The sequence below is a fragment of the Nitrosomonas sp. Is35 genome, from assembly GCF_033063295.1.
GTDB lineage: Bacteria > Pseudomonadota > Gammaproteobacteria > Burkholderiales > Nitrosomonadaceae > Nitrosomonas.
In genome coordinates, this window is record NZ_JAWJZH010000001.1 from 3,118,627 (window position 1) to 3,145,135 (window position 26,509).

The 26,509-nt window shown below is 51.1% G+C and carries 17 protein-coding genes; 11 read left to right on the top strand and 6 right to left on the bottom strand.

Annotated features, from left to right (window positions below):
• Window positions 1-14 precede the first annotated feature (14 nt).
• Window positions 15-3,032 (bottom strand): EAL domain-containing protein, encoded by a 3,018-nt coding sequence (locus tag R2083_RS14505; RefSeq protein ID WP_317538877.1) that lies wholly within the window; start codon window positions 3,030-3,032, stop codon window positions 15-17.
• Window positions 3,033-3,374: 342 nt separating this feature from the next.
• Here R2083_RS14505 and R2083_RS14510 point away from each other — a divergent pair, with 342 nt between their 5' ends.
• On the top strand, window positions 3,375-4,463 hold the full coding sequence (locus R2083_RS14510; protein ID WP_317538878.1) for a calcium-binding protein: 1,089 nt from the start codon (window positions 3,375-3,377) through the stop codon (window positions 4,461-4,463).
• Window positions 4,464-4,470: 7 nt separating this feature from the next.
• On the opposite strand, the gene R2083_RS14515 is transcribed toward R2083_RS14510, so the two are convergent.
• On the bottom strand, window positions 4,471-5,262 hold the full coding sequence (locus R2083_RS14515) for a YiiX/YebB-like N1pC/P60 family cysteine hydrolase (protein WP_317531928.1): 792 nt from the start codon (window positions 5,260-5,262) through the stop codon (window positions 4,471-4,473).
• A gap of 612 nt (window positions 5,263-5,874) precedes the next feature.
• Here R2083_RS14515 and R2083_RS14520 point away from each other — a divergent pair.
• The 3 genes from R2083_RS14520 to R2083_RS14530 are packed head-to-tail and all read left to right on the top strand — an operon-like array spanning window position 5,875 to window position 11,489.
• On the top strand, window positions 5,875-8,607 hold the full coding sequence (locus tag R2083_RS14520) for an HAD-IC family P-type ATPase (RefSeq protein WP_317538879.1): 2,733 nt from the start codon (window positions 5,875-5,877) through the stop codon (window positions 8,605-8,607).
• Window positions 8,608-8,649: 42 nt separating this feature from the next.
• Window positions 8,650-10,506, top strand: a complete 1,857-nt coding sequence (locus R2083_RS14525) for a universal stress protein (protein ID WP_317538880.1) — start codon at window positions 8,650-8,652, stop codon at window positions 10,504-10,506.
• Window positions 10,503-11,489, top strand: a complete 987-nt coding sequence (locus tag R2083_RS14530; protein ID WP_317538881.1) for a calcium/sodium antiporter — start codon at window positions 10,503-10,505, stop codon at window positions 11,487-11,489. The genes R2083_RS14525 and R2083_RS14530 overlap by 4 nt, the downstream gene beginning before the upstream one ends.
• Window positions 11,490-11,551: 62 nt before the next feature.
• Here the strand turns inward: R2083_RS14530 and R2083_RS14535 are convergent, their stop codons facing one another.
• Complete coding sequence (locus R2083_RS14535; protein ID WP_317531932.1) at window positions 11,552-12,598, bottom strand: hypothetical protein; 1,047 nt, start codon at window positions 12,596-12,598, stop codon at window positions 11,552-11,554.
• Between the two features lie 179 nt (window positions 12,599-12,777).
• Here R2083_RS14535 and R2083_RS14540 point away from each other — a divergent pair, with 179 nt between their 5' ends.
• On the top strand, window positions 12,778-13,713 hold the full coding sequence (locus tag R2083_RS14540; protein ID WP_317538882.1) for a histone deacetylase family protein: 936 nt from the start codon (window positions 12,778-12,780) through the stop codon (window positions 13,711-13,713).
• A 9-nt stretch (window positions 13,714-13,722) separates the two neighbouring features.
• Here R2083_RS14540 and R2083_RS14545 read toward each other — a convergent pair whose 3' ends face one another.
• The 3 genes from R2083_RS14545 to zigA form a co-directional block, all read right to left on the bottom strand.
• Window positions 13,723-14,835 (bottom strand): GTP-binding protein, encoded by a 1,113-nt coding sequence (locus R2083_RS14545; RefSeq protein ID WP_317538883.1) that lies wholly within the window; start codon window positions 14,833-14,835, stop codon window positions 13,723-13,725.
• A 49-nt stretch (window positions 14,836-14,884) separates the two neighbouring features.
• Window positions 14,885-15,349, bottom strand: a complete 465-nt coding sequence (locus R2083_RS14550; protein WP_317538884.1) for a Fur family transcriptional regulator — start codon at window positions 15,347-15,349, stop codon at window positions 14,885-14,887.
• A gap of 130 nt (window positions 15,350-15,479) precedes the next feature.
• A complete protein-coding gene (zigA, locus tag R2083_RS14555) occupies window positions 15,480-16,679 on the bottom strand; it encodes a zinc metallochaperone GTPase ZigA (protein ID WP_317538885.1) in 1,200 nt (399 codons plus the stop codon).
• Between the two features lie 324 nt (window positions 16,680-17,003).
• Between zigA and R2083_RS14560 the strand changes: the two genes are divergently transcribed.
• The 6 genes from R2083_RS14560 to R2083_RS14585 all read left to right on the top strand — a co-directional run bounded on the left by R2083_RS14560 (window position 17,004) and on the right by R2083_RS14585 (window position 26,505).
• Window positions 17,004-19,253, top strand: coding sequence for a TonB-dependent receptor (locus tag R2083_RS14560; RefSeq protein WP_317538886.1), 2,250 nt, complete (start codon window positions 17,004-17,006; stop codon window positions 19,251-19,253).
• 40 nt (window positions 19,254-19,293) lie between these two features.
• The gene (locus R2083_RS14565) at window positions 19,294-20,649 is read left to right on the top strand and encodes a dockerin type I domain-containing protein (RefSeq protein ID WP_317531938.1); all 1,356 of its coding nucleotides are present in this window, start codon (window positions 19,294-19,296) and stop codon (window positions 20,647-20,649) included.
• 90 nt (window positions 20,650-20,739) lie between these two features.
• On the top strand, window positions 20,740-21,522 hold the full coding sequence (locus R2083_RS14570; protein ID WP_317538887.1) for a hypothetical protein: 783 nt from the start codon (window positions 20,740-20,742) through the stop codon (window positions 21,520-21,522).
• A gap of 486 nt (window positions 21,523-22,008) precedes the next feature.
• Entirely contained in the window at window positions 22,009-22,728 is a 720-nt protein-coding gene (locus R2083_RS14575; RefSeq protein ID WP_317531940.1) for a cytochrome c4, read from the top strand.
• 23 nt (window positions 22,729-22,751) lie between these two features.
• The gene (locus R2083_RS14580) at window positions 22,752-24,008 is read left to right on the top strand and encodes a cytochrome c (RefSeq protein WP_317538888.1); all 1,257 of its coding nucleotides are present in this window, start codon (window positions 22,752-22,754) and stop codon (window positions 24,006-24,008) included.
• A 421-nt stretch (window positions 24,009-24,429) separates the two neighbouring features.
• A complete protein-coding gene (locus R2083_RS14585) occupies window positions 24,430-26,505 on the top strand; it encodes a carbon starvation CstA family protein (RefSeq protein WP_317538889.1) in 2,076 nt (691 codons plus the stop codon).
• Window positions 26,506-26,509: the final 4 nt, after the last annotated feature.

Here is a 26,509-nt window from a genome sequence, read left to right on the forward strand (position 1 = left end):
TGCTGAATCCTGAATCAGGATTTAACGGGAATTTGCGCGCTTGGGCGGCCAAAATAATAACCTTGCGCAAGATCGACTCCCAGATTTTTCACCATACTCAGCGTAGCCGCGTCTTCAACGAATTCCGCCACGGTTAACTTGCCAAGTCCGCGCGCGACTTCCACCATGGCTTTGACAAAAATCTGATTGTCGCGGTTATTGGGGAGATCGCGAATAAACAACCCATCGATTTTAAGGATTTCGACTCCCAGGTATTTCAGATAACCGAACGTGGAAAAACCGCTGCCGAAATCGTCCAGGCAAACACAACAACCGGCTTGATGAACCGCTTCGATGAAGCGTTGCGCGTCTTGTATGTCTGACACCGCCGCAGTTTCGGTCAGCTCGATGATCAACCGCCTCGGATCCACGCGCAGTTCGCTTAAAAGATTGCGGATGTACTGGGGAATCGCCGGATCGTCAAACGTGCGGCCGGAAATATTAATCGCAACTGGCGGCATATCCGGATTCTCGCTGAGCAGTTCGATGCTGCGCTTGATCACCCAGCGGTCGATCGTGACAATCTGGCCGTTCTTTTCCGCTATGGGGATAAATTGACCCGGCATGATTAAATGCGCCGGTTCATTCACATCGCGCATCCTGACGAGAATCTCTAAATGAGTCAGTGCATTGTGAGCGGTTTCGTAGACACCTTGGAAATGAATTTCAAACAGATTCTGCTCCAGCGCCTGAGCAATCCGATTGTACCAGGTCAGCCGGTGCATCATGGCTTCCGACGAATCACGCTGAGGATCGTAAACTGCCCAGGTATTCTTGCCCTGATTCTTGGCCTGATACATCGCTGCATCCGCATGCGCCACCAAATCCTCGGCAGTTTCGCCGTGCTCGGGGAAAATAGCGACACCCACGCTGGTCGTCAGACGGATATTGGTGTCGCGGAAATGCAGCGGAATCGATGAGATGGACGTTACAATCCGGGCGGGAAGGATACTCAAATCGTCCTCCGGTTGCAGATGGCTCAGAATGGCAAACTCATCGCCGCCCAAACGGGCGAATACTTCGATATGCCGCACAATGCTGGAAATCTCTCCCGCTGTCCGGACCAGCACGGTATCACCGGCCCGGTGCCCGAAAGTATCATTAATGTATTTGAAATCATCGAGATCAAAATACAATAGCGCAAATTTCTGCCGCTGGCGTAATGCGATGGCAATCAGATTGTGCAACTCTTCCTGGAAGCGGTGACGATTATACAAACCGGTCAACGGATCACGTTCCGCCAGATACAGCAGCTGCTGCGCGGTTTGCCGCTCTTGCGTAATATCCTCGTAAATCCATAAGCGTCCGATAATCAGCCCTTCGATATCATTCACGGGATACGATAATTGAGTGAACGTTCGCCCGTTAGTCAATTCGAGTTCGCAGCGCTCGCTGATTTCATGCGTATTCAACACATGCTTGGAAGCGTGACCGGGTTGCGCAAAACGCTCGTCGGAACTCGCGAGGATGGTTCTGGCCGGTTTATTCAATAAATTCTCGTGCTCGCCGATACCCCACATCCGCAAGAATGCCGGATTGACATACTCCACCCGGTGTTCATTGTCTTCAAATAAAATGCCCATGTTCATGGCGGACAGTAATGCGCCCATGCGGCTTTGTTCCCGTTCTGCCAGCACACGCAATTCCCGTTGATGGCGCTCGGACACTTTCAATTCTTCCAAAGCCGTGCTCAATTCTGCTTCCGCGCGCTTTTGTTCACTGATATCGGTATGCGTACCGAGCATGCGCAACGGCTGGCCTTGCTGATTCCATTCAATGATTTTTCCCAGCGAGAGTATCCATTTCCACTCACCTTGTTGCGTAAGTTGCCGGAATTCCACCCGGTAATCCTCGCGTAAACCACCGATGTAGTCGCTGTAAACTTGGTAAGCGGCATCCCGGTCTGCCGGATGCAAACGTTCTAACCAGCGCCTATCCGTTTCCACAAAAGATCGCGGATCATAACCCAGCATGCGGGCATACTCAGGACTGACTACCGCTTCCCCGGTTTGCACATTCAAATCATACAGACCTTGATTTGCCGCCGCCAGCGCCAGACGCAAGCGTGATTCACTATCCTGCAATTGCTGCTCCGCCTGACGCTGATTCGCCTGGATACCGATCATCATAAAAGCGATGAGCGTAATCGTTGCAACAAAAACACATAACACTAATTGATCAAGCTGGACATCGCCTCTGGAGAAAGGACCGGACCCTTGCGCCGTGCCTATGACTGCAATCGAGGCAATCGCCAGCACCACAATAAAAGTCTCTAACGCATTTAAACGTAAACCCGCCCATATCAAAGGGGGAAAAACCAGGAAAGCCAGCGGCAGCATGAGTTGACTGATGGCCGTAATGCCGCCGAATATCAGCCACGTCAGGCACACACAACTGCTTAGCACTGCAATAAATTCCAGCTTGATCTGTGACGGCGATACCGGGGTGCGCCGGAGATTCATCAGGAACAGCAGGAATGGCGTGAACACCAGAACACCCACAGTATCTCCAAGCCACCAGCCGGTCCAAGCTTGGGATAACAAATCAAATGGCAACATTCCACCGGCATACAACGCAAAAACACCGATACTGGCGGTCAGCAGCATACTACCGGGCCCGATCAGCAAGAAGGCCGTTACATCGCGTCCGCGTATAAAGCTGTTTTGAAAGCCCAGCACTTTTCTGAGCAACACTGCTCCTAATACCGGACCTGCGGTATTGCCTATAGCGATTGCCAAAGCAACGGGCGAGGTGAGATCACCGGTAGACAGGTTTGTGACAAGCGCCCCCAAGAATATACCCGGCCAGCAGGGCAATCCCCATAGCAACAGTGCCGCCAAAGCAATTCCGGAGGGCGGCCAAAACAAGGTGATACTTGAACCTAGATAAGGTGCGTTTAATCCTGCTTTTCCTCCGGCGAAATACAACGATGCCAGCAGTAATATTTGCGTGGCCAGTAAAAATAATGATTTTTCTACGCGTTGTTGTTCCATATCCAAGGGAGGTTGGCTGATTTAATGAGCTAAAGCACTATCTTGGAATATGAAAACATAATGTATAAGTCTCAAGAACTTGAAGCAGGTGAGCGCGCGCTGGTTTTCATATCGCACGATAAAGATTATCACATTGAAGATTAAAACGAAATTCCATTGCACGCAGCAACCGGGAAAAGTATTTTAATCAGATTATTTGATGCCATTCCACGATGCATCCGCTTACCCTGGAGTGATCCAATATCCAGCAGATACAGTTTTTCATTTCCGGTTATCGTTATATCATGTCAGCAGCTTCAATGGATTGGCTGCCATATTCCAGCTTAAGGGAGGGAGAAGAAAATGACATTCCACATATTTCACATTAACGAAGTGTATTCCAATGCTGACGGAACCGTTCAATTCATCGAATTTACTGGAGATGCCAACGATCAGGACGAGTGGGCCGGACATACGATCACCTCGACCAGCGGCGCCACCACCCACACGTATACTTTCCCGACGAACCTTCCCAGCGAGACAACCCTGAACAAGTCCGTATTGGTTGCAACGCAGGGATTTTCAGCGCTGGGTTTAATCACACCCGATTTCATCATTCCGAATGGCTTTTTGTTTACCGGCAGCGGCACCGTCACTTTTCCCGGAATGTTTGGCGGCACGATAACTTATGCCGGATTACCCGTCGATGGCATAAAGTCACTCAACCGGGATGGTTCGACGGGGACTAATTCCCCCGCCAATTTTTCCGGCGAGACCGGTACGGTACCGCCCAATGTGTTGTTCGGCACCGATGACCCTGACAATTTGACCGGTACATCCGGGGATGATTTTATTCTTGCAGCCGGTGGAGACGATACGTTGAATGGCTTGGAAGGCAATGACACGCTAAATGGCGGTTTAGGTGCCGACACTGCCGTCTATAGCGGCAACCGTGCGAATTACACTGTTCTCGGCACAAGCTTGGGAATGACGGTTTCCGGGACGGAGGGTAACGATACGCTCACCGGTATCGAACGTTTTCAATTTGCCGATCAAAAAGTCGCGATTGACCTCAATGACGGCCAAGCTGCCGGCAATACGGTCAGACTGATCGGCGCGGCATTCGATGCACCAACCATTCAGGCACACCCGGACTATGTCGGCATTGGGCTTGGTTTGTTCGATTCCGGTCAAAGCATGCTGCAAGTTTCGCAACTGGTGATCGGTGTGCTGGGTAATCCAGATAATGACGCTTTTGTGGATACGGTGTACCAGAACGTTGTCGGCAGCGCACCGTCACCCGCAGATCACAACCTGTATGCCGGATTGCTGACAGGCAGCGGCGGCACGCTATCACAGGCGCAACTCCTCGAAATTGCGGCCAATTCCGAGGTGAACGCCACGAACATCGATTTAATCGGATTACAGCAAACCGGGGTAGAGTTTACTTAAATTACGCTCACTCCGCCGATTCACAACCAGATTCGCGATCTTTGTCGCTCCAAGCCAGTGAGCGGTAGTCAAAACCATTTTCAATCACCGGCTTAATAATGTCGAAGTAGGGCGAGATGTCAAAATCGCGCGGGGTGTACAGACTATAATGACGAATATGGTAGATATCCGCGTAGCAATCGGTATGCCTCGGATCATCCGACCAGGTACGTTGAATCTCCGGCAATATCGGATAGCGCACCGACTCAAACGCTTGCGCGATCAGCGTCGAACAGATCGCCCGTGTCGGATCTCCACTGCCGAGGGCTAACATACGTCTGCGGAACCGTGTCGGAACCGGCATTGTCGGCAGCAAATAGCGCAAAAGATCGAAAATATGCTTGAGATCATAGTGCTGGCCGATGCGCGCGATAACAAAATCCACCACACGTTTGCGATCCTCATCGTTCAAACCGACCGGACGGCAAATCCGGGTATGCATTTGCGCATAGTGAGCAAGTGTTATCGCGCGCACACCTTCCTTCAGATCGGCCTCTATCAATACCTGGGGCAACTGCCAGGGTGCGCTGTGCGGCAGCACGTTCCCAATGTAGATGGCGGCATGCGACCAGGTGGATTGCGTCAGGTATTTGATGGCTACGCTGACACGGGTATCCCCCTCCACCAACAGCACATCGCCAGGCTGCAAAGTAGCTGCCAGTTTTTCCTGACTGATCGTTGCCACCTGAACGCTCTGCCGCACCGGCTTGGTTAAGAAGTGTGCCAACCCGCGGCCTACAATTTCTGCTACCTGCCCCATGCGATTTCCTTACATCGTTATTTATTTTCGAAACATAGCATCAATTAAATCAACTCTAAAGAGCTTTGCATGAGCGGCGGCTGGCTTACGCAGACATAAAAATATGATTTTTTTGAATATCATAGTGTTAACCCATTGATTAACCGCCACATCAGCTTTGCAACATCAACAGCAACTGATTGAGTCCGTCAGCTACAATTCCGTTTGATGAGCATTTATTGTCAGAACGACACCGATCCTTGCGGCGATGAGAGATTATCATTTGGAATTAATTGATTAAATGAATCATTGCCACACCAAGGTTTACTCTACCAGTGATTGCCAGTAAAATTTTCGTGTATTTCCATCTTGGTAGGAAATTACCCGCAAGCATAGACCCTGCACCATAGCGTTTTATTTTAGCCGGCACTCCCATCACACAAGCGCTTATGTTTCATGATTTGAACACGATTGCCACCGTTGTTGCCGCAAACTTACCCGATACGGCCGCTCGCTCGCTGATTGCCCAATGCGCGAGCGCTATTTCACGCCGGATGAGGATTACAATACGGATTGGGTTTCCCGCACCTTGATTGAGGTTCCATGTACTGACGATGAGGAATCAGCATAACGATGGAAAATAACGCTGCGAAACACGATGAAAAATCATCCGGCAAAAACCTCAACGGATTGGCATGGCATGCATTGCCGCCCGATGAAGTCACCGCTATCTGGAAAACTTCCAAACAATCGGGGTTGACGACGCAAGAGGTCGCTCGGCGCTTGAGCGATTTCGGCGAAAACCGTCTGCCGGAACCGGTCCACCGGGCAGCGTGGCTTAGATTCCTTCTGCAGTTTCACAATCCTCTGATCTACGTTCTGTTGCTGGCTGGATCGGTTACCCTTGCATTAGGCGGATTAGTCGATGCGCTGGTCATTCTTGGCGTTGTCGTCATTAACGCCGTCATCGGATTCGTCCAGGAAGGTAAGGCTGAGCGGGCGCTCGACGCAGTCCGCGATATGCTGGCAGCACGCGCTGCGGTCGTGCGCAACGGCGAGCGCCAGCACATCGATGCGGCACAACTGGTTCCCGGCGATGTGGTGTTGCTGGAATCGGGCGACAAAATTCCCGCTGACTTGCGCCTGATTCATACGCGGAATCTGCAAGTCATCGAATCCGCTCTCACGGGCGAATCGGCACCGATCGAGAAGGAATCGGCCGCCATATCCCAGCAAGCCAATCTGGCGGACCGGACCAATATGTGCTATTCCGGGACGCTGGTGAGTTATGGTCAAGCGCAAGGCATCGTTGTCGCTACCGGCGTGCTTACGGAAATCGGACGCATCGGTGCGATGGTCAGCGATGTCAAAAGCCTGGTGACGCCGCTGACACGGCGGCTAGATCAGTTTGCTCGGCAAATCACTGCTTTCATTTTGGGGGTCGCGGCAGTAACGCTGTTGTACGGTTATTACATCGCTCAACTTCCATTATTCGATTTGTTTCTCGCAGTTGTCGGACTGGCAGTCGCCGCGATTCCCGAAGGTATGCCGGCCATCGTGACAATCGTTCTGGCGATCGGCACCCGGGTCATGGCGCGCAAGAAAACCATTGTCAGACGTCTGCCGGCAGTCGAAACCCTCGGCTCGGTTTCGGTGATCTGTACCGACAAAACCGGTACGCTGACCCGGAATGAAATGACCGCCGTCCGGCTGGTATTGGCCGGTTGTGAGATAACGGTGTCAGGCGCAGGATATGCGCCCGACGGCGGCTTTCACATCAACGGTGTCAGTATCGACCCGGCAGCCATTGCCGGATTCGAGGATTTGGCGCGATGCGCGCTGCTTTGCAACGACGCCCGGATTCATCATGATGCCGTCGGCAACTGGACGCTGACCGGCGATCCGACGGAAGGCGCCTTAATGACGCTGGCTCACAAAGCGGGCATGGAACCGTCCGGCACTGCGCCGCAGTGGCCTCGCGTCGACGCGATTCCGTTCGAATCCGAGCGTCAGTACATGGTCACGCTGAATCACGATCACGGCGGACGCCACCTATTGTTTTTGAAAGGCGCACCAGAACGCGTCTTCGTGCTCTGTAAAACGCAATCCGGCGGCACTGCTATCGATCGCGATTACTGGGAAGCCGCCGTCACCCGCGCTGCTCAAGCAGGTGAACGGGTGTTAGCGTTCGCCCAAGCGCAATGGTTAGAGAACCGGCAAGACATTGAAGCCAGCGACATCATGCCTCGCTTTGAGCTGTTGGGGCTGGTGAGCATCATTGATCCGCCCCGGGAAGAAGCGATTGCAGCAGTCGCCGAATGCCACTCGGCGGGTGTGAGGGTCAAGATGGTGACTGGCGATCATGCGATCACGGCGGCGGCGATCGGCAGCCAGCTCGGCCTGGTTTCCGGACGAACCCTGACGGGTGATGCAATCGAAAACCTGGATGACGGCGCGTTACGTGAACATGCGCTCACCACTGACATCTTTGCCCGCGCCACACCGGAGCATAAACTGCGGCTGATCACCGCCTTGCAGTCGCAGGGCCATCTCGTGGCAATGACCGGAGACGGTGTAAATGACGCGCCGGCATTGAAGGCGGCTGACATAGGAGTCGCCATGGGTCAAAAAGGCACCGATGCTGCCCGCGAAGCATCCGATCTGGTTTTGACGGATGACAACTTCGCCACGATTGCCAGCGCTATCCGCGAAGGCCGCGTGGTTTACGACAATATCAAGAAATCGCTGATGCACATGCTGCCTACCAATGGCGGCGAAGCCGGTGTCATTCTGCTGGCGATCTTTGCTGGTTTGCCGCTACCGGTAACCGCCGGTCAGATCCTATGGGTAAACACGGTCACGTCGGTCACGCTGGCATTGGCTTTGGCATTTGAACCGGCGGAGCGGGGTGTCATGACGCTTGCGCCACGCCCGCCCGACGAACCTTTGATCACGCAAGCACTCGGGTTGCGGATTCTGTTTGTGATCGTTTTGATGGTAGCCGCGACATTCGCCATCTTCAATTGGGAATTGCAACGCGGCAGCAGCCTCGATACGGCACGCACCGCTGCAGTCAATATGATTGTGGTGTGCGAACTGTTTTACCTATTCAATGTCCGTCATTTTACGGCACACGCATTCAGACTGGAAACGCTACGCGGCAACCCGGCGGTTCTGCTGGTGTCCGGCATTCTGATCGTACTGCAACTCGCCTTTACCTACACAGCACCGATGCATCATCTGTTCAAAAGTGTCACACTCGATATTCATTCCTGGGCGGCTATACTCAGCTTGGGCTTACTATTGTTCCTGTGCGTTGAAGCGGAAAAAACTTTCCTGCGTATCGCCAGAATCGACCGTTTGTGAAAAGCCGGTTGCATATATTCCATACGCAAAGGAGCGCTATTAATGAAACTGATTAACCATGTCTTTGTTGCAACGGATTTGTCATCCCCATCCTTGCAGGCCATCGAGCGAGGCTTCGATATTTCCGGGATAACTTCGGCCCACTGCACGGTCATGCATGCTCTCGGGCTGAACGCTTTGGGTTCGCTGCAGGATCTTATCGGAGACCAGGCTGCCGCCGTCACGAGCAAACTGATCGATAAGCAGCGTAATGAATTGCATTCGATCATTTCCGATACTTCCCGCAACCGCGGAGTGGCTGCGGAAATTCTAGTCGAGGAGGGATTGCCCGCCGCGGCGATCCCGGCTTGCGCCGCCTCAACGAGCGCGGATCTTGTCATTGCCGGTTCCCGCGGGGATAACGTATTGCGCCGACTTCTAATTGGCTCGACCGCCTCGCATCTGCTGCGCAAATGCCATTGCCCGGTATTGATTGTGAAAACCGGCGTCCGCGGCTCGTACAAGAAAGCTTTACTGGCGATCGATTTTTCGCCGGCCTCGGAACTTGCCCTCCGGATAACCCGTGAGATCGCTCCCGATGCCGGTATCGTGCTGTTCCATGCATTCGACGTGCCGTTCGAAGGGTTGTTGAATTACGCCGGCATCACCCAAAATGACATTAAACGCTACCGGCATGAAGCCTGCGAGAAAGCGTTGCATTTACTGCACGAGCTGGCCCGGAATGCAGGCTTGACGCAAGATCAGTATCAAGCGCAGGTGGAGTGTGGCGACGCCACGCGCGCCATCCTCAATCAAGCCGAACGTCAAGATTGCGATCTGATCGTTATGGGCAAGCATGGTACGCACGTTACCGAAGAATTATTGCTGGGAAGCGTCACAAAACGGGTATTGGACGAAGCGCCAACCGATCTCTTGGTAATCGTCGATGCGCGTTCTCCGGAATTGGCAACGCTCGGCGGAATGCAAACCGGCGGCCGCATTTCCGGCGAACCGGGTACGGAAAAAGATGCGCCCCCCTCACCGTCCTTCCCGCCGCCGACGCATTTGCTGCTGGCGACCGATCTAAGCCCGCGCTGCGACCGCGCGCTTGACCGGTCTATCCAGCTGGCGCAGGCTTGGCAGTCGCATTTGACAGCGCTCAATGTCTTCGATGTTCCCTGCGCGCCGGATCAAATCCTGGCGTGGGCCGCAGGCGATCAATCGTTTGATTTGCAACACGATGCGCGTCATCAGTTAAGCCAGGATCTGGCGGGTATGGGATCGCGCGCCGACATCCGGTTGGTCCGCTCAACCGCGCCTGCGGATTCGATCTCCCTCGTTGCCAGGCAAACCGGCGCTGGATTAGTGATAACCGGCGTAGCGCGGGACGAGCCACTCGGGCGTTTTCTGCTAGGATCCACTGTCGAGAAATTGTCACAGACATTGGAGCAGTCGCTGCTGATCGTCCGCAATCGTGTCCATGGGCCGTATCGCAATATTGTCGCCGTCACCGACTTATCCGGGAATTCCAGTGTCGCGTTGCTTGCCGCCGCGCAGTGGTTCCCGCAATCCGCCATGGATGTGTTTTACGCACATGAGCGTCCCAAAGCGATGGGTTCCGCGCCGGAAAGCGCAGCGTTAAAACTTGCCAGTTCCGCAGTTCATGAACGTTGTGAGCGGTTCGTCACCGGCAGCGGCATCCCCCGGTTACGAATCAGGCACATCGTACCGGTGGACGAAGCATTGGAAACTTCACTCACCCGGTATGTCCGCCGACACGCGATCGATCTGGTCGTGATGGGCTCCAGTGAAAACACCGGTTTGTTCGATACACTGTTCAAAAATTCCCTTAACCGGGTTTTGCAATGGATTTCTTCGGATGTACTCGTGGTTCCCGCAACGGATAAGCAAAGCGAATGATCCAATTACATCCGGCCATCATCTTCCTCGGCGGCTTGGCAGTCATCGTCCTAGGAGCCGAGATGCTGCTGCGCAGCGCTACCAGGGTGGCCGCAATGCTCGGTATCAGTCCGATCGTTATCGGCTTGACCATCGTTTCGATCGGAACCAGCACCCCCGAGCTGGCGGTCGGCATCACGGCGGTCGCGGAGGATAAAGGTTCGCTAGCGATCGGCAATATCGCTGGCACCAATATCCTCAACATTTTGTTTATCCTGGGCCTGAGTGCGGTTATCCGCCCGTTGCCAATCCGGCTTCTGAGCATCAAACTCGATGTGCCGGTGATGATCGGATCGGCTTTCATTTTGATTCTAATGTCGCTTGACGGCGTTCTGTCCCGGATCGAAGGTATGTTGCTGGTATTTGCGGCGGTGTTTTATACAATCTTGCTGATCAAAGAAAGCCACAAGGAAAGTGCCGCAACCAAGAAAGAATTTTCGGAGGAATTTGGTGAGAAGCCCATTCCCAAAGCACACCGGTATCCGCAATATGCTCTACAGTCATTGCTGTTGTTCACAGGTATGGCGCTAACAGTATTAGGTGCGGATTTGCTGGTCGCGGGGGCGGTGAACATTGCCAAGACTTACGGCGTCTCCGATACTTTCATCGGATTGACAATCGTTGCTATCGGCACATCCGCGCCGGAACTGGTAACGACACTCGTAGCCACTTACCGGAATGACCGGGACGTGGCGATCGGCAACTTGATCGGCAGCAGTATCTACAACATTCTGGTGATCCTGGGTTTGACTACGCTGGCCGCCCCTGGTGGAATCGGCGTTGAGGATGATATTTTATGGATCGATTTGCCGCTAGCGGCAATCGTCGCCGTTGCTTGCCTGCCGGTATTTCGCAGTGAGCGGATGGTATCGCGCAATGAAGGGATTGTTTTTGTAACTGCGTACATCTTCTATCTGACAATGCTGGTCATGCTGCGCACATGACGATGTGCCGACACGGCCTGATGGTTATCTCAAATAACTGCCATCAGACCGGCAGCGATTGACTATTTCAAACCAGACAAATCCTGCTGATACTTGGATTTGCATTGCTCGCCTTTTCCACCCAGATCCAATACCCCCTTCATTCGCATGCATTCGTTATATTCAAACAAAATATCGTTCTTTTTCTGCGCAATCTCGAGCGAAGCCGACAGTTGTTTGACCTGCTGCGCGATATTCTTCAAATTGGTATCCGAAGCAGCGCCGACGCCCTCTATGCTTTCTTTGGTCGCATCCAGTTTTTTCAACGAAACCTGATTGATTTTATTGACTTGCTCAGTAAACGCCTGATTGGCCTTGTTGGAGTAATTTCTTAATTCATCGACATTCTGTTGCGTAATTCCGGCTAACCTCGTTTGGTAATTATTCAGCTCTCCCTGAACGAAGGTATTAATGCTCTCTTTAAAACCGTCCAATGAACTATCGATTTCCTGCTTGAATCCCTGCATTTTCCTTTCAATTAAGACTTTGACGTCGTCATCCAGCTTTTTAACGATAGAATCGGAAATTTTATCAACCGGTGGACGTGAATCGATAATCTCAACTTTTGCCGCAGCCAAATTAGACTTTATGTCGTCGCCGAGCGATTTCTGCTTGCTGTCAATCTGATTCAGCGCATACTTTTCATTTTCCGCAACCAGCCAGGAAATCAGCACCAGTTCTTTTTTCTTCTCCTGATTCAGGCCATGAATCATCTCGTCCAATATACTCGCAGCCGCTTCCTTATCCGCTATCCCCTTGGCGTGCGATAAGCTGGCCGAATCCAGATAACTCTGCAAACTGCCTTGAATCTCACTGACATTGGCATTCGCTCTCGCGGATACCATCGATTGGCGGTAAAACTCGTACGGCAAATAAACCAGTCCGATCAGAGCGCATACAATAGAGGCCGCCGTTTTCCAGCGTTTGTGCTGGATATAAAAACTCAGCCCAAGAAATACCAAAGCCAAAAGGAAAACCGGCATTAAAATTTCCGCAATTTCCAGCCAGCCTCTTTCCACCAGCGATTCAAACGAAACAAACTTCAATATTTTGGCAATAAACTCATTCATCAACGACTCCCCATATGACGAAAAAATGCAATTAAACGTAACAGATAACAGCTATTATTCAGGATAGTGATAATTTATCATGGTATAGCCGTTTGATTGTATAAACTTTGGCTTTCCGCACCTGCCGGCATGCTCCAGGATTCCACTCGACATCGAATTTCAACGTAACAAGGAATAGCGTGCAAACAGCGTATATTACCCATCCGGATTGTCTCAAGCATGATATGGGCATGGCCCATCCGGAGTGCCCGCAGCGCTTAATCGTCATTGAAAACGAATTGAATGCCAGCGGGCTGCTGGCGCAATTGCAGCGTTACGAGGCACCGCTGGCCACGACGGAACAATTGGCGCGCGTGCATACTCCGGAATACATTGAAAGCATCCGCCAGGCCGCTCCGGCGTCTGGTTTGATTGCCTTGGATGCGGATACCGCGATGAATGCTTTTTCACTCAGTGCCGCGTTACATGCAGCGGGGGCGGTTGTACTGGCCACCGATCTGGTTCTGGCCGGTACCGTCAATAACGCATTCTGCGCCGTCCGTCCGCCCGGTCATCATGCGGAATCGGACCGTGCCATGGGATTCTGCCTGTTCAACAATATCGCGGCCGGGGTGGCGCACGCCATTGCGCAGCATCATCTGCAACGCGTTGCCATTCTGGATTTTGACGTGCACCACGGCAACGGCAGCGAAGAGATTTTCCACGACAACCCGCACGTCATGCTGTGCTCGACGTTTCAGCACCCGTTTTATCCCTACAGCGGCGCAAACAGCGCCACCGAACGCATGATCAACGTGCCGCTGCCGCGCGGCTGCAACGGTGCGGCATTCCGCCAAGCGGTCACCGATCACTGGTTACCGGCACTCGACCGCTTCAAACCGGAGATGATTTTCGTCTCCGCCGGATTCGATGCGCATCGCGACGACGACATGGCGCAGCTGCAACTTGAAGACGAAGACTATGTCTGGATCACGCGGCAGATCAAGGTTATTGCCGATCACTGTGCACACGGCCGTATTGTTTCGGCGTTGGAGGGGGGATACGATTTAAAGTCATTAGCACGCTGTGCGGCCGCGCATATTCAAGTATTGCAGGCAGAAAATCCCGCCCGTTAGCGCAAACCGCTAATGGGTGTTTGCCGGTAATGCCGCGCATCCGGTCAATGCGGAAAATGTATCCTCGATCGCTGCACGAGGAACATTCCGGGTGATGAATACAATGCGGGTGCGCCGGTCATCCGATGGCCATCCCGTCAATTCCACCGGAGGATGAAAAATATGCTGAACCCCATGAATAACTATCGGCCCCGCACGATTCTTCATATTCACTATCCCTTTGATGCGCAAAATATCCGCGCCTTTGACCGCCATCAGCAAACCCAGCCAATCCTCAAACCATTCGGGATCGATCGGTTCGTCAAAAGTAAAACAATAAGACAAAATATGATCATCATGGCGATTAATATCCGGTTGTTTAACGATGGATCTCTTGGAAGAATACAAAGTTTGCGCTGCACCATACCGCACAAATTTGTACCGGCTTGAAGGATTTCCGGCATACGCTTCCGCATTCAGCCACCTGACAACATCCGGCGTTTTTTGATCTATCGAAAATAAGTTAGTACTGAATACCGATGGCCCATCCACCTGACCGTTTACAGCCAGTAATTGTGTAGCGGCGGGATTCAGAATCGCCAAGCGCTGTTGCAACGTACGGCGTTGCTGTTCATCGATTAAATCGCTTTTGGTCAAAATAATCCGGTCTGCTACCGCAGCTTGCTTGACGGCTTCGGGATGATGATCCAGTGTATCCATCGCATGGATACAATCGATGGTAGTGACAACCGCATCCAAGCGATAATGCGCGGTAATGTTTTTGTCCGTCATTAAGGTATGTAAAATTGGAGCCGGATCAGCCAATCCGGTGGCTTCGATGATCACCCTGTCGTAGTTGCGCACCCCATTGCGGGAAAAGCGCCAGGTGATATCTTTAAGCACCTTGGCCAAATCACCGCGCATCGCGCAGCAGATACAACCATCTCCCACTTCCATCACCAACGTTTCATTGCTATGCGCAACCAGTAAATGGTCCAGGCTGATTGCACCAAACTCGTTAATCACAACCAGGGTTCGTCTGAACAGTGGCTGCTGAACCAAATGGTTTAACACCGTAGTTTTGCCGCTGCCTAAAAAACCAGTCAGCAGCGAAACCGGAATCGGCGATGATGGTTTTGTCACTGTATCCACAATCCTTCAACAAGCTGAGTAGCAAGCCATAAGGCACCGCTCACGCTGGATGGCTTTGGCAGTGCTCACAAACTCCATGCAGTTCCAGCTGTTTCTGTGCCAACATAAAACCCGTGCTTTGAATGCTACGTTCAAGTTCCTCGATGATGGGCTTCTTGATGCCGACTTCCTTGACACTGCCGCAGCGATCACAGATCAGAAATTGCGGTGTTTCATGCTGATGATCGCATGCAATGTGCGCACACGACATATACTGCCCGGCAGTTTCCAGTTTATGAACCAGTTTTTCCTGAATCAGGAAATCCAGCATGCGATAAACGGACATCACCGGTAACGATTCCTGGAATTGCGCTTTATATCGGTCCACAATTTCATAAGCCGAAAGAGGCGTAGCAGAAGCCAACAACACCATGAGCACGTTTTTTCGCTTGTGCGTTAATTTTGTTCCTGCCGACGCACAAACTTCCCGTGATTTTTTGATGATTTGTTCGATATCGACTGACATTTTTAAAAATTTCAGTATCCGGAATGATCAGAAATACTTCTTGTGATTAACCGGTAAAAGCATATCACGCTAGAGAAATTCTATGTACAAATCCCTAAATTCAGTTGAAAATCAAAGCTATTTTTATTGATCAAATCCACGCAGGAAATGGATCTTCCAAAGTTAACCAATCTTTCTCGCCAGCTTGCGATTCTTCATCGGTCACCAAACATTCATCCAGCCATTGGCATATCGCTTGTTGATCAATATTCTGACCGATAAAAACCAATTCTTGCCGCCGGTCTCCGTGCGGCTCTTGCCATTTCTCCAGTATCGATTTCAAATAATCTTCATCGTGCGGCCATTCATTCCTGGGCACAGCTTTCCAAAACATACCGGCATAGCCATAGTGCGCGATGCCACCGGCTTGACTCCACTGGCCCGCATAATCCGGCCGGGTTGCCAGCCAGAAATATCCCTTCGACCGGAGTAATTTTCCTTCTGACCAAGGTTGATGGATGAAATCGTAGAACCGTTGTGGATGGAACGGTTTCCTGGCTGTGTAAACAAAACTGCTGATGCCGTACTCTTCCGTTTCGGGTATATGTTCGCCGCGCATCTCCTTTAACCAGCCGGGCGCTTGTTGCGCATGCTCAAAACTGAATTTTCCGGTGTTTAAAAGCTTGTGCAATTCAACCCGGCCATCTTGGATGGCAATAATTTCAGCTTCAGTATTCAAACTGCGCAAGGTACCTTGGAGTTGAATTAACTCACCCGGACTGATCAAGTCAATTTTGTTGATCAAAATGACATCACTGAATTCCACTTGATCAATCAGGAGATCAGCGACACTGCGCTCATCTTCTTCTCCCAAGCTTTCCCCTGTCTCATGAAGCATTTTTGCTTCTTCAAAGTCCTTCATGAAATTAACCGCATCCACAACCGTTACCATGGTATCGAGCCGGGCGATATCGGATAGACTGATTCCTTTTTCGTCAGCGAATGTAAATGTTTCCGCGATCGGTAGCGGTTCGGATATACCTGTAGATTCAATAACCAGATAATCGAACTTTTTCTCGATAGCTAGCCGCCGTACTTCGATGAGCAAATCTTCGCGCAATGTGCAGCAAATGCAGCCATTGCTCATTTCAATGAGTTTTTCTTCTGCGCGGTTAAATGAAATTTCTTTCTCGATGATGGAAGCATCAATATTGATTTCGCTCATATCATTCACAATGACCGCAACACGCAGCATTTGCCGGTTATTCAGAATATGACTCAATACGGTCGTTTTACCCGCACCTAGAAACCCGGAAAGCACAGTCACCGGTAGTCGATCAGTTGGCATCATTTTAATTTAAATTAGTAGAATTGATATTTGTTATGATATAACATATCAAAAAGGTAACACAATATAATCTTTTCTAGCCATTAAGGATCCGTCAATTTCCGGCACGACTCAATCAGGAATTGGTGCTTCAGCAGTAACTTGCAACGGCTGCTTTCTTAAGTTTTTTTGAAATGCGCTTTTACAAAATTAAACAGATTACTGAAATTAATAACCGATGAATCCATTAAAAATTACAGTGACCAGCATGCATTCGCAAAAATTAAGCAGGTTGAATGACGAGTGGTTAATCGTAAAAATTCTTCAAATGCCAACAGACAGTCCAATATGTTCCATTCCGCGCGGCAAATAGCGGCCAGCATGATTTTGGCAATGACGATGAGTGCAATGGACAAAGTAATAGCGGAACAAGTTGCCGGGGATTCGGCAGCAACCAAAGTTAGGTCTGAAAACAACGAGCACAATTCCGCTGTTCAAATGACACCGATAAACATTATCGGTGTCACACCGGATCAACCCTCCCAGCCCAATACCAGTACACTGAAAGGCCGTTCACTACGCTTGCAGCAAGGCAATACACTGGGGCAGACCTTAAACGAGGAACTCGGTGTTAGCAATGCTTCTTTTGGCCCCGGAGTAGGTATTCCGGTGATCCGTGGCTTAACCGGATCGCGGGTGCGCATTTTACAAAACGGTATTGGCACGCATGATGCCACCAGCTTGAGCCCGGATCATGCCGTGGCGATTGATCCCTTATTTGCCGAAGAAATCAGAATCATGCGAGGCCCGGAAATCGTTCGTTATGGCGGCAACGCAATCGGCGGTGTTGTGGATGTTAACGATCATCGCATACCCGGAAAGCGCACCACGAAACCCATCAGCGGCTCTGTCGAGAACCGCTATGACACTAACGGAGACGGCACAAATTCGGCCTTCAAATTGAATCTGGGAAAAGACCGGCTGGCATTCAATCTGGGCGGTTTCTTTCGCAAACGGGGTAATACTCAAATTCCAGGAAAAGCAATTGACGAAGCTTTGGTAGAACAACAATTCGGTCTATCAGAGATACAAAATGTCAGTGGCACAATCCCCAATACCAATAGCAGAGGAATCGGCGGTTTTGCCGGTATATCATGGCTTGGCCATAACATCATGGCGGGCATGTCGGTCAGCCACACGGATAATCGCTACGGCGTGCCCAAAGGCAGTCATCATCTGGACCCCAATCACCTGAATGGTTTGGAAACAATCCTGCCTAAACTGAATGATTTGAGAGGGTTTGAAGATATCTTCGGTCCTCAAGCATTGTTTCCCAATATTCGCCTTAACATGCAGCAAACCCGCTATGACTTTAAGTCTGAGTGGTACGAGCCAGCACGCGGCATTGAAAGTGTCAGTTTCCGCTATGGTTTGGTCGACTATGGGCATACTGAGATGGAAGGCGGGTCCCCTTTCACAAAGTTCAAAAACGATGTCGGTGAAGGGCGTGTTGAAGTACGTCATCATGCGTTTCCGAATCTAACCGGCACCTTTGGCGCGCACTGGATACATCGCAATTTTTCCGCGCTGGGTGTAGAAACGTTTGCACCTCGCACCAAACAACAGTCGTTGGGCTTATACACGACGCAAGATTACGCCTGGAATAATTGGATCTTGCGTGGCGGGCTCCGCTTTGAACACGCGCATATCGATCCCAGTGTAAACGAATTGAGACTACGCGGCAGCGCCCTGCCGCCAGTACCATTACCCGGCTCACTTGACTACCAGGCACTGTCCGCCTCCTCGGCACTGCAATGGAATCCGCGGACAGATACCGCATTGACGCTGACCTTAAATCGCGGAAAGCGCCCGCCGGATATCCAGGAACTACTGGCACTTGGGCCGCATTTGTCGACTCGCAGTTTTGAAATTGGCAATGTGCAGCTCAAGAATGAGACCGTGAATATGGCCGATTTAGGAATGGAATGGAAATCAGGACGTATCAGCGCGCGAGCTAACGGTTACTACAACCGCACTGACGATTTTATCTACCTGCGGAATACCGGTTTGGTGTATGAGATTGACAACGAGGTAATTCGTCAGCGCTGTGTCAGTGAAGCGGAATGTGTATCGATCCTCGCCTATGATCAACGGCATGCTGAGTTCATCGGCTTCGAATCCAGGATTGACGCAACGCTTTATGAAATGCCACAAGGCAATTTGCTGCTCAGTTTATTTTCCGATTATGTACGCGGCCGTTTTGTCACTGGCGACCGCGACGATGTGCCGCGTATGCCGCCGCTTCGTTACGGCGCTGAACTGGGCTACGGCAACTCCACCTGGAATACCTCCGTAAGGTATACCCGGGCTGAAGCGCAACATTATCCGGGAAAAAACGAAACACCCACTGATAGCTACCATTTATTGATCGCAACGGCAGATTATCAAATCACAACGAGCAAATGGGGCAATTTATGGCTATTCGCCAAAGGGCACAATCTGCTGAACGAGGAAATACGTAACTCGGTTTCTTTTTTGCGGAATTTTGCACCGGAACCGGGACGAAGTTTCATCTTGGGCGCGCGCGCCACATTCTAAAACTGGCCACAATCCGGAATCTCGACAGGGAATCGTTATATTGAAAACATCAGCCGGTAAAACTTATCTTTGCTTTTATCTACTCTCCATTGTTTTACTATCCGGCCGGCAAGCTTTTGCCGTGCATCTGGATGTCGAAGTCTGGGGGCAAGGCAATGCTCTGTTTACAGGCTATTGCCGCACACCCGGCGCGGTAGGTTGCGATCTGGACGGATTAGCCGAAGTATTGCATTTACCAGCGGGTACATTGCCGATAGAAGCTGTTACCGGGAAACTGATTTTTCCAGCCGATTTTCAAGATCTGCCGGGCGGGGATTTCAAAACTAAAAACCCAGGATTCCAGTCAATTCAAAATGCATTGCTACCGAATGAATTGCTGAGTTATCGGGCGCTGGGAGCCCTCAAATACTGGGACCCGGTTTTATCTTCTTGGGGAAAACCGCCCGAAGGCACACAAATCAGACTGTTTGGCGGACTGGAAGCAAGTGCTGACATAATCAATGATCTATCCCAATGTGCCGGTCAGTTAATATGCTTCAGCGACGGAATCTTCGGTAGTGATGGCAGCACCATTTTTTCTGCCAATGGTATCTTGGGCAATCCGGAGCTGGTTGTAGATATTACGGGAAGCAATGGTGTATTGCATACGCATCTGAGTTTCTTCCTGGAAAACCAGAAAGGTGAAATAGGCGGCCCCGCAGGTGCTTATCTCATCGAAATGCAACTGATCTCCAATGCCCGTTACTTTCCTTCAGCACCGTTTTTCATTTTATTCAACGCGGGCTTGCGTGAAGATGAATTCGCCGCAGCATTGTTAGCGCTTACTGGCGGCATCGTAGCGCCTGATCCGGATCCACCACAACCGGTCATTCCTGTATCCATTCCGGGTGACGTTGATTTCGATGGCGATGTAGATCGACTCGATGTAGCGTTGATTTTACTGGCCGCACAAAACAATGAGCCGGTGCGATCCAGCAATGCCATGCTCGACGTCAATCGTGACGGTGTTATTAATCGCACCGACGCATTTCTGGCTAAACAATTATGCACGCTGAGGCTGTGCAACATTCCGGTATTGGCTCCCGCCACCGTTTTGAATGTGGCGGCGGTCTACGATGAAAAGAACAGTCTATTGGACTTGAACGATGTTCAAGTGGGTAAATTGCATTATCGGGCGCAGTTGCAATTAAAGGATAACAGCTTATTCGAGCTGAATTCGGCGCAGTTGGATATATCACGCTATGCCATACCCGCACGTTATGACATTGAAGCGGCAATTCTGGAAATCCCTTCAGTCTATATTAATGAAAAAAATTATAAAGCGATCCTGCGCAACATAGGGGATTCGAAGTTCCGGCTGGAATACTTTGAAGAAATTGACACAATTTTTAAGTAAGGGCGATTTTGCCAGGAGGATAACGACAGAATTAATTTTGCAGCACGTATCAATAAAAACAGTAATTTAAAAAATTTAAGAGGCTTGATCATGTTTAAAAAAATACTTTTTGGGTTAGTAACTGTAGTTGCTAGCGGGTTCTTTTCATCCGCTAGCGCGGTTGAGCATCATCATGAGAGTGACATACAACCTTGGAAAATCGGTGCCGAAATATTCGTCAACAGCAATTTATTCGAGCCTGATTTTGGTGATATCGGCGGAGGATCATATGCAACAGATGAACCAGGGTTTGATGTTCACATAGAAAAAGGCGCATTTACCCCTGGCAACTGGCTGCGTTTTCAGCCTGTCGGTAAATTATTATTCTGGAATGGCACCGAATGGAGTCCGGCAATACCAAATGGAGAGCGGATCGAGATCACCGACGCGCTTGATAATATCATTTCGTATCACGCCGATGGCACAAGCAGTATTCCAGGGGTTATCGGGGAAATTGGCAGCGATGGCGGATTGCACGATCACTTAAGCATGTCTATTTTCAATGCATCCAATACTTTGGGTGGCAGTACCGGCGCATATCGCATCGAACTCAAATTATTCGAATCTAAAGCCAACAGCGATACTTCGGTTGCTATTGCCGCTTCTCCTATCGCAATCGTTTTTAATCGCGGGCTTACGCAAGATAAGTTTGAATTGGCAGTCTCGGCAGCTGCAGACCTGAGAGACAACTCCGTTTTCGTCGCGGAAACAGGAATGTTAACTATCCAACGAGTCAAAGCACTGGGCTCATATTACCAAGCAAGACTCAAATATCTTGGCGATAACAAATTTGAACTGATTGATGTTCAGGAAACTCCTGCAGCCAAGGAATGAAAGATACCCTTAACTTCCGCGTACAGAGCCCCAAATCGCGTTAAGAAGTGTTCTCAACCAGATGACAATCGTTGCAGTTTTTCCTGCCGGAGAATGTCATTAGTAACAAGTTGCGGCAAGAGGTGGCGCTCAGTCACCTCAAACACCGCAAAGTTAATGCGACGATCAGAAGGCAAAATCAGACGAAATAGCATACCGTTTGCGAGTGATCAATAAACGTTTTGAATTTGATTTCAAAGCAGCATCCCCCAACATAGTAGTCTCTCAGCGTATCCCCAGGTTTTCTGGAGGGATATCACCCGGTTGTCTGGATTGCAGGTAGTGATATACACTGCAATACTGTGCCGCAATTCTGCACGTCGGCTGCCGGAATGGCTGATAGTTTTACCCGCTCGTTCCACAAGACAGTGTGACGCCAATACGGAACTTCAGGAAAACATTCTGAAGATTTACCGGTGTTTTAATTTTTTTCATGGACCCACGTCAATGAAGTTTTTTGCTTTTATCTTGTTAGCGATGATTCCCGGCTTGGCAAGTGCTGCCGAGCCGTCATCATCCGGACTATCCGATACCCTCGAAGAGCGGGTAAAACCCTGCATCATCTGCCACAGAGATGCCGACCGGATAGACCGGGATGCCTATTTCCCGCGTATTGCGGGCAAACCGGCTGGTTATCTCTTTAATCAATTGCGTAATTTTCGCGATGGGCGGCGCTATTATCAGCCGATGGCCATTTTGCTCGAAAACATGTCGGATGAGTACATGCGGGAAATCGCGGATTATTTTGCTGCCCAACCCTACGCTTATCTGGAGCCGGTAGTGCCCGCACTGACACCGGATGAAATCAAATCCGTGGAAACACTGATGTATTCCGGCGACCCCGGACGCGATCTTCCGGCATGCGGTGCTTGTCATGGCGAAAAACTGATGGGCGTGCAACCGGCCATTCCCGGCCTGCTGGGCTTGCCGCATGCCTATCTGGCGGCACAGTTCGGCGGCTGGCGCAATGGCGGAATCATGCGCGGCCAGGTACCGGATTGCATGTCGGAAATAGCCAAGAAACTGACTCAGGAAGAAGTTAATGCGCTGGTGCAGTGGCTGCCCGGGCAGCCGGTATCGGAGCAATCCGCCGGAGCGGATGCACTTACTCCGGAATTGGCGCAGCGTTGCCGGACTATTTTGTCCGGAAAGGAAGTGACACAATGAGAAATTCAAGCGGAGCAGAGTTTATGAGCAAGTGGCCAATTATCGCTTGGGTTGCGGGTGGTTTGCTGCTATCCCTGGTGCAAACTGCATCGGCTCAGACACCGGCTGACTCCGATACGGAGCAAGTCCGGCGCGGCGAATATCTTGCCCGGGCAGGCAATTGCATGGGGTGCCATACCACGCGCGGCGGCGAACCTTACGCGGGCGGGCGCAAGCTGAATACGCCTTTCGGTCAATTCGTCACACCGAACATCACGCCGGATAACGAAACCGGAATCGGCCGCTGGAACAGCGATGATTTCTGGCAGGCACTGCATTACGGAAAGTCGAAGGATGGCCGCTATTTGTACCCGGCTTTTCCATATACCGAATATACCAAGGTTACCCGGCCGGATGCCGATGCGATTTTCGCGTATTTACGCTCACTTCCGCCTGTCGCACAGACCAATCCACCCCACAAGATCAGTTCACCTTACGATAATCAGTTTCTCCTGTTTCTTTGGCGAACTCAATACTTCAAGGAAGGTGTTTATCAGCCGGATAAATCGAAAAGCGATGAGTGGAACCGGGGTAGTTATCTGGTTCAGGGACTTGGACACTGCACCGCCTGCCACACCTCCCGTAATGTATTGGGAGCAAGTCAGGATGATAAACTGTCCGGCGGTAAAATCATGGGTACCTACTGGTATGCACCCTCTTTGATATCTCCGCTGGAAGCCGGAGTGGGTGAATGGCCGGTCGAGGATATTGCCGAACTGCTGTCCACTGGGATAAACAGCCATGCCGTGACTTCCGGCTCTATGGCCACGATTGTCCGGCAAAGTCTGCAATATCTGTCGGACTATGATATCCGTTCGATAGCGGTTTACCTTCAATCCCTGGGCGAGAAAAAAGGCGACGCCAAGGCACCCCGGAAAGCTCGCAAAATGCCGGAACAGGTGCGCCAATATCTAGCACTCGGGCAAGAAGTATATGAAAAACACTGTCAGGACTGTCACGGCCAATCAGGCGAAGGCATACCGAAAATATATCCTCCGCTGGCTGGAAACCGCAATGTGACCATGAGCCCCTCGCTGAACACTATCCGCAACGTGCTGTATGGCGGATATCCCCCTGCCACGGCTGGTAATCCGAGACCCCATGGCATGCCACCGTATCAGCATTTCATTCGCGATGCTGAGATTGCCCAAGTTGTGTCTTATATCAGGAACGCATGGGGAAATCGCGGCAGTCTGGTGAGTCCAGAAGATGTCGATAACAGTCGAGGCAGCGAATTCTGAGCCGCTCCGGTTTTTCCGGAGATTTTTAGTGTGCGGCGGGCTGCAATAATGCGATATTCCGCCAAGCTGTCACCGATCACTAGCTGCCGTGCTCGATCGCATCAAACCTAGGAATTCGTTTTCACCGGGTTTGATGCGCACCGCAACAACATGGTGCAATTGCATTTCAATTCCAACGCTGGAATCCGCTTGATCCGCCTTCATCTTAATTCAAATACTTCATCCAAGTTAGTGTGACTTTCCACCTCTAGCGTTTAAAAGCGCAATCTGGATAATCTTAGGTGCAAAATTTTGGCAAATCACCAGCGCCTTAAAATATTAATTCTTACAGTGTTAAGAAACTGGCGGTCACATTCGATCAGAATGACGCGGTTTCGCAATTCTCAGTAAAATAAGAACAGTTTTTCTACTAGGAACCTTTATGAATCTGTTAATAAAATATCTTGTCTGGATAGCTCTGTCTCTCGCCGGAGCTTCCGCTCTCGCGGTCATTGCCCTGAATCGCGGTGAATCGATCGGCGCGATCTGGATCGTCATCGCGGCGGTGTGCGTTTATCTCATCGCTTTCCGTTTTTACAGTTTGTTCATCGCGAACCGGGTGTTAAAGCTGGATGAAAGGCGTATGACACCAGCGTATAAGCATAACGACGGCCTTGATCATGTGCCGACCAATAAGTATGTGCTGTTCGGGCATCATTTCGCGGCGATTGCCGGGGCGGGGCCGCTGGTGGGACCAATCCTAGCGGCGCAGATGGGTTATTTGCCAGGCATGTTGTGGCTGTTGGCCGGTGTGGTATTTGCCGGTGCGGTGCAGGATTTTATCGTGCTGTTCATTTCCACGCGACGTAATGGCCGCTCGCTCGGAGATCTGATCAAATCCGAGCTGGGTCAATTGCCCGGCATGATTGCCATGTTTGGCACATTCTTCATCATGCTCATTTTGCTGGCGGTATTATCCTTGATCGTGGTTAAGGCACTGGCCGAATCGCCGTGGGGCACGTTTACGGTGGCGGCGACCATTCCGATTGCGTTGTTCATGGGGATTTACGCACGTTATTTCCGTCCCTGCGCCATCGGTGAAGTGTCGATCATTGGTTTTGTGCTGCTCATGTTATCTATCGTTGCCGGGCAATATGTGCAGGAAGATCCCGAGTGGGGGGCGATGTTCACGTTGAGCGGCGAGCAATTGACCTGGTTGTTGATCGGTTATGGCTTTATCGCCGCGGTTCTGCCGGTCTGGCTGTTGCTCGCACCGCGCGATTACTTGTCGACTTTCTTGAAGATCGGCACCATCGTGGGCTTGGCCATCGGTGTTATTGTGATTTCACCAGAACTGAAAATGCCTGCATTGACACAGTTTATCGATGGCTCCGGCCCGGTCTGGTCGGGCGATTTATTTCCTTTTTTGTTTGTGACGGTAGCTTGCGGCGCGATTTCCGGCTTTCATTCACTGATTGCTTCGGGCACCACGCCTAAGATGATTTCGTCGGAAATGGATGCGCGCTTCATCGGTTACGGCGCAATGCTGATGGAGTCATTCGTTGCCATTATGGCATTGGTTGCTGCGGCAACCTTGGAACCTGGTATCTATTTCGCCATGAACAGTCCGGCGGCCATCATCGGCACCACCGCAGAATCGGCGACGCAAACGATCACCCAATGGGGATTTTATGTGACACCGGAAATGATTCATCAGACCGCACAGAATGTCGGCGAACATAGCATCATTTCGCGCACCGGCGGCGCACCGACGCTGGCGGTCGGCATGGCGCAGATTTTGTCGGAAGTGATCGGCGGCACGGCCATGATGGCTTTCTGGTACCACTTCGCGATTTTGTTTGAAGCGTTATTCATACTGACCGCAGTCGATGCCGGAACACGCGCCGGACGTTTCATGTTGCAGGATTTGCTGGGATCGTTTGTTCCTGCCATGAAACGCACCGACTCAGTCGTTGCCAGTCTGGTTGCCACCGGGCTGTGCGTCGCTGGCTGGGGATACTTTCTGTACCAGGGGGTTATCGATCCGCTGGGGGGTATTAATACACTGTGGCCGTTGTTCGGTATCGCGAACCAGATGCTGGCGGGGATCGCATTGATTCTGGCAACCTGCGTGTTGTTCAAAATGAAACAGGATCGCTTTGCCTGGGTGACCGCCATTCCGGTGGTGTGGGTCAGCGTTTGCACGTTGACGGCGGCATGGCAAAAGATTTTCCACGACAACCCGCGCATCGGATTTCTCGCCCATGCGGAAAAATACCAGGAAGCGGTGGCGCAAGGCATCGTGTTAGCACCGGCCAAGTCCATCGAACAGATGCAGCAGGTGATTTTCAATGACTACGTGAATACCTCGCTGGCCGGCCTATTCATGGCCGTGTTGATCAGCATGCTGGTGTTTGGCGTCCGGACCGTGCTGCAAGCGCGCATCGTCCGGCATCCCACCGCACAGGAAGCGCCGTTTGAATTATTGCCCATTTACGCGGCAAACAACAATAAATAATGGA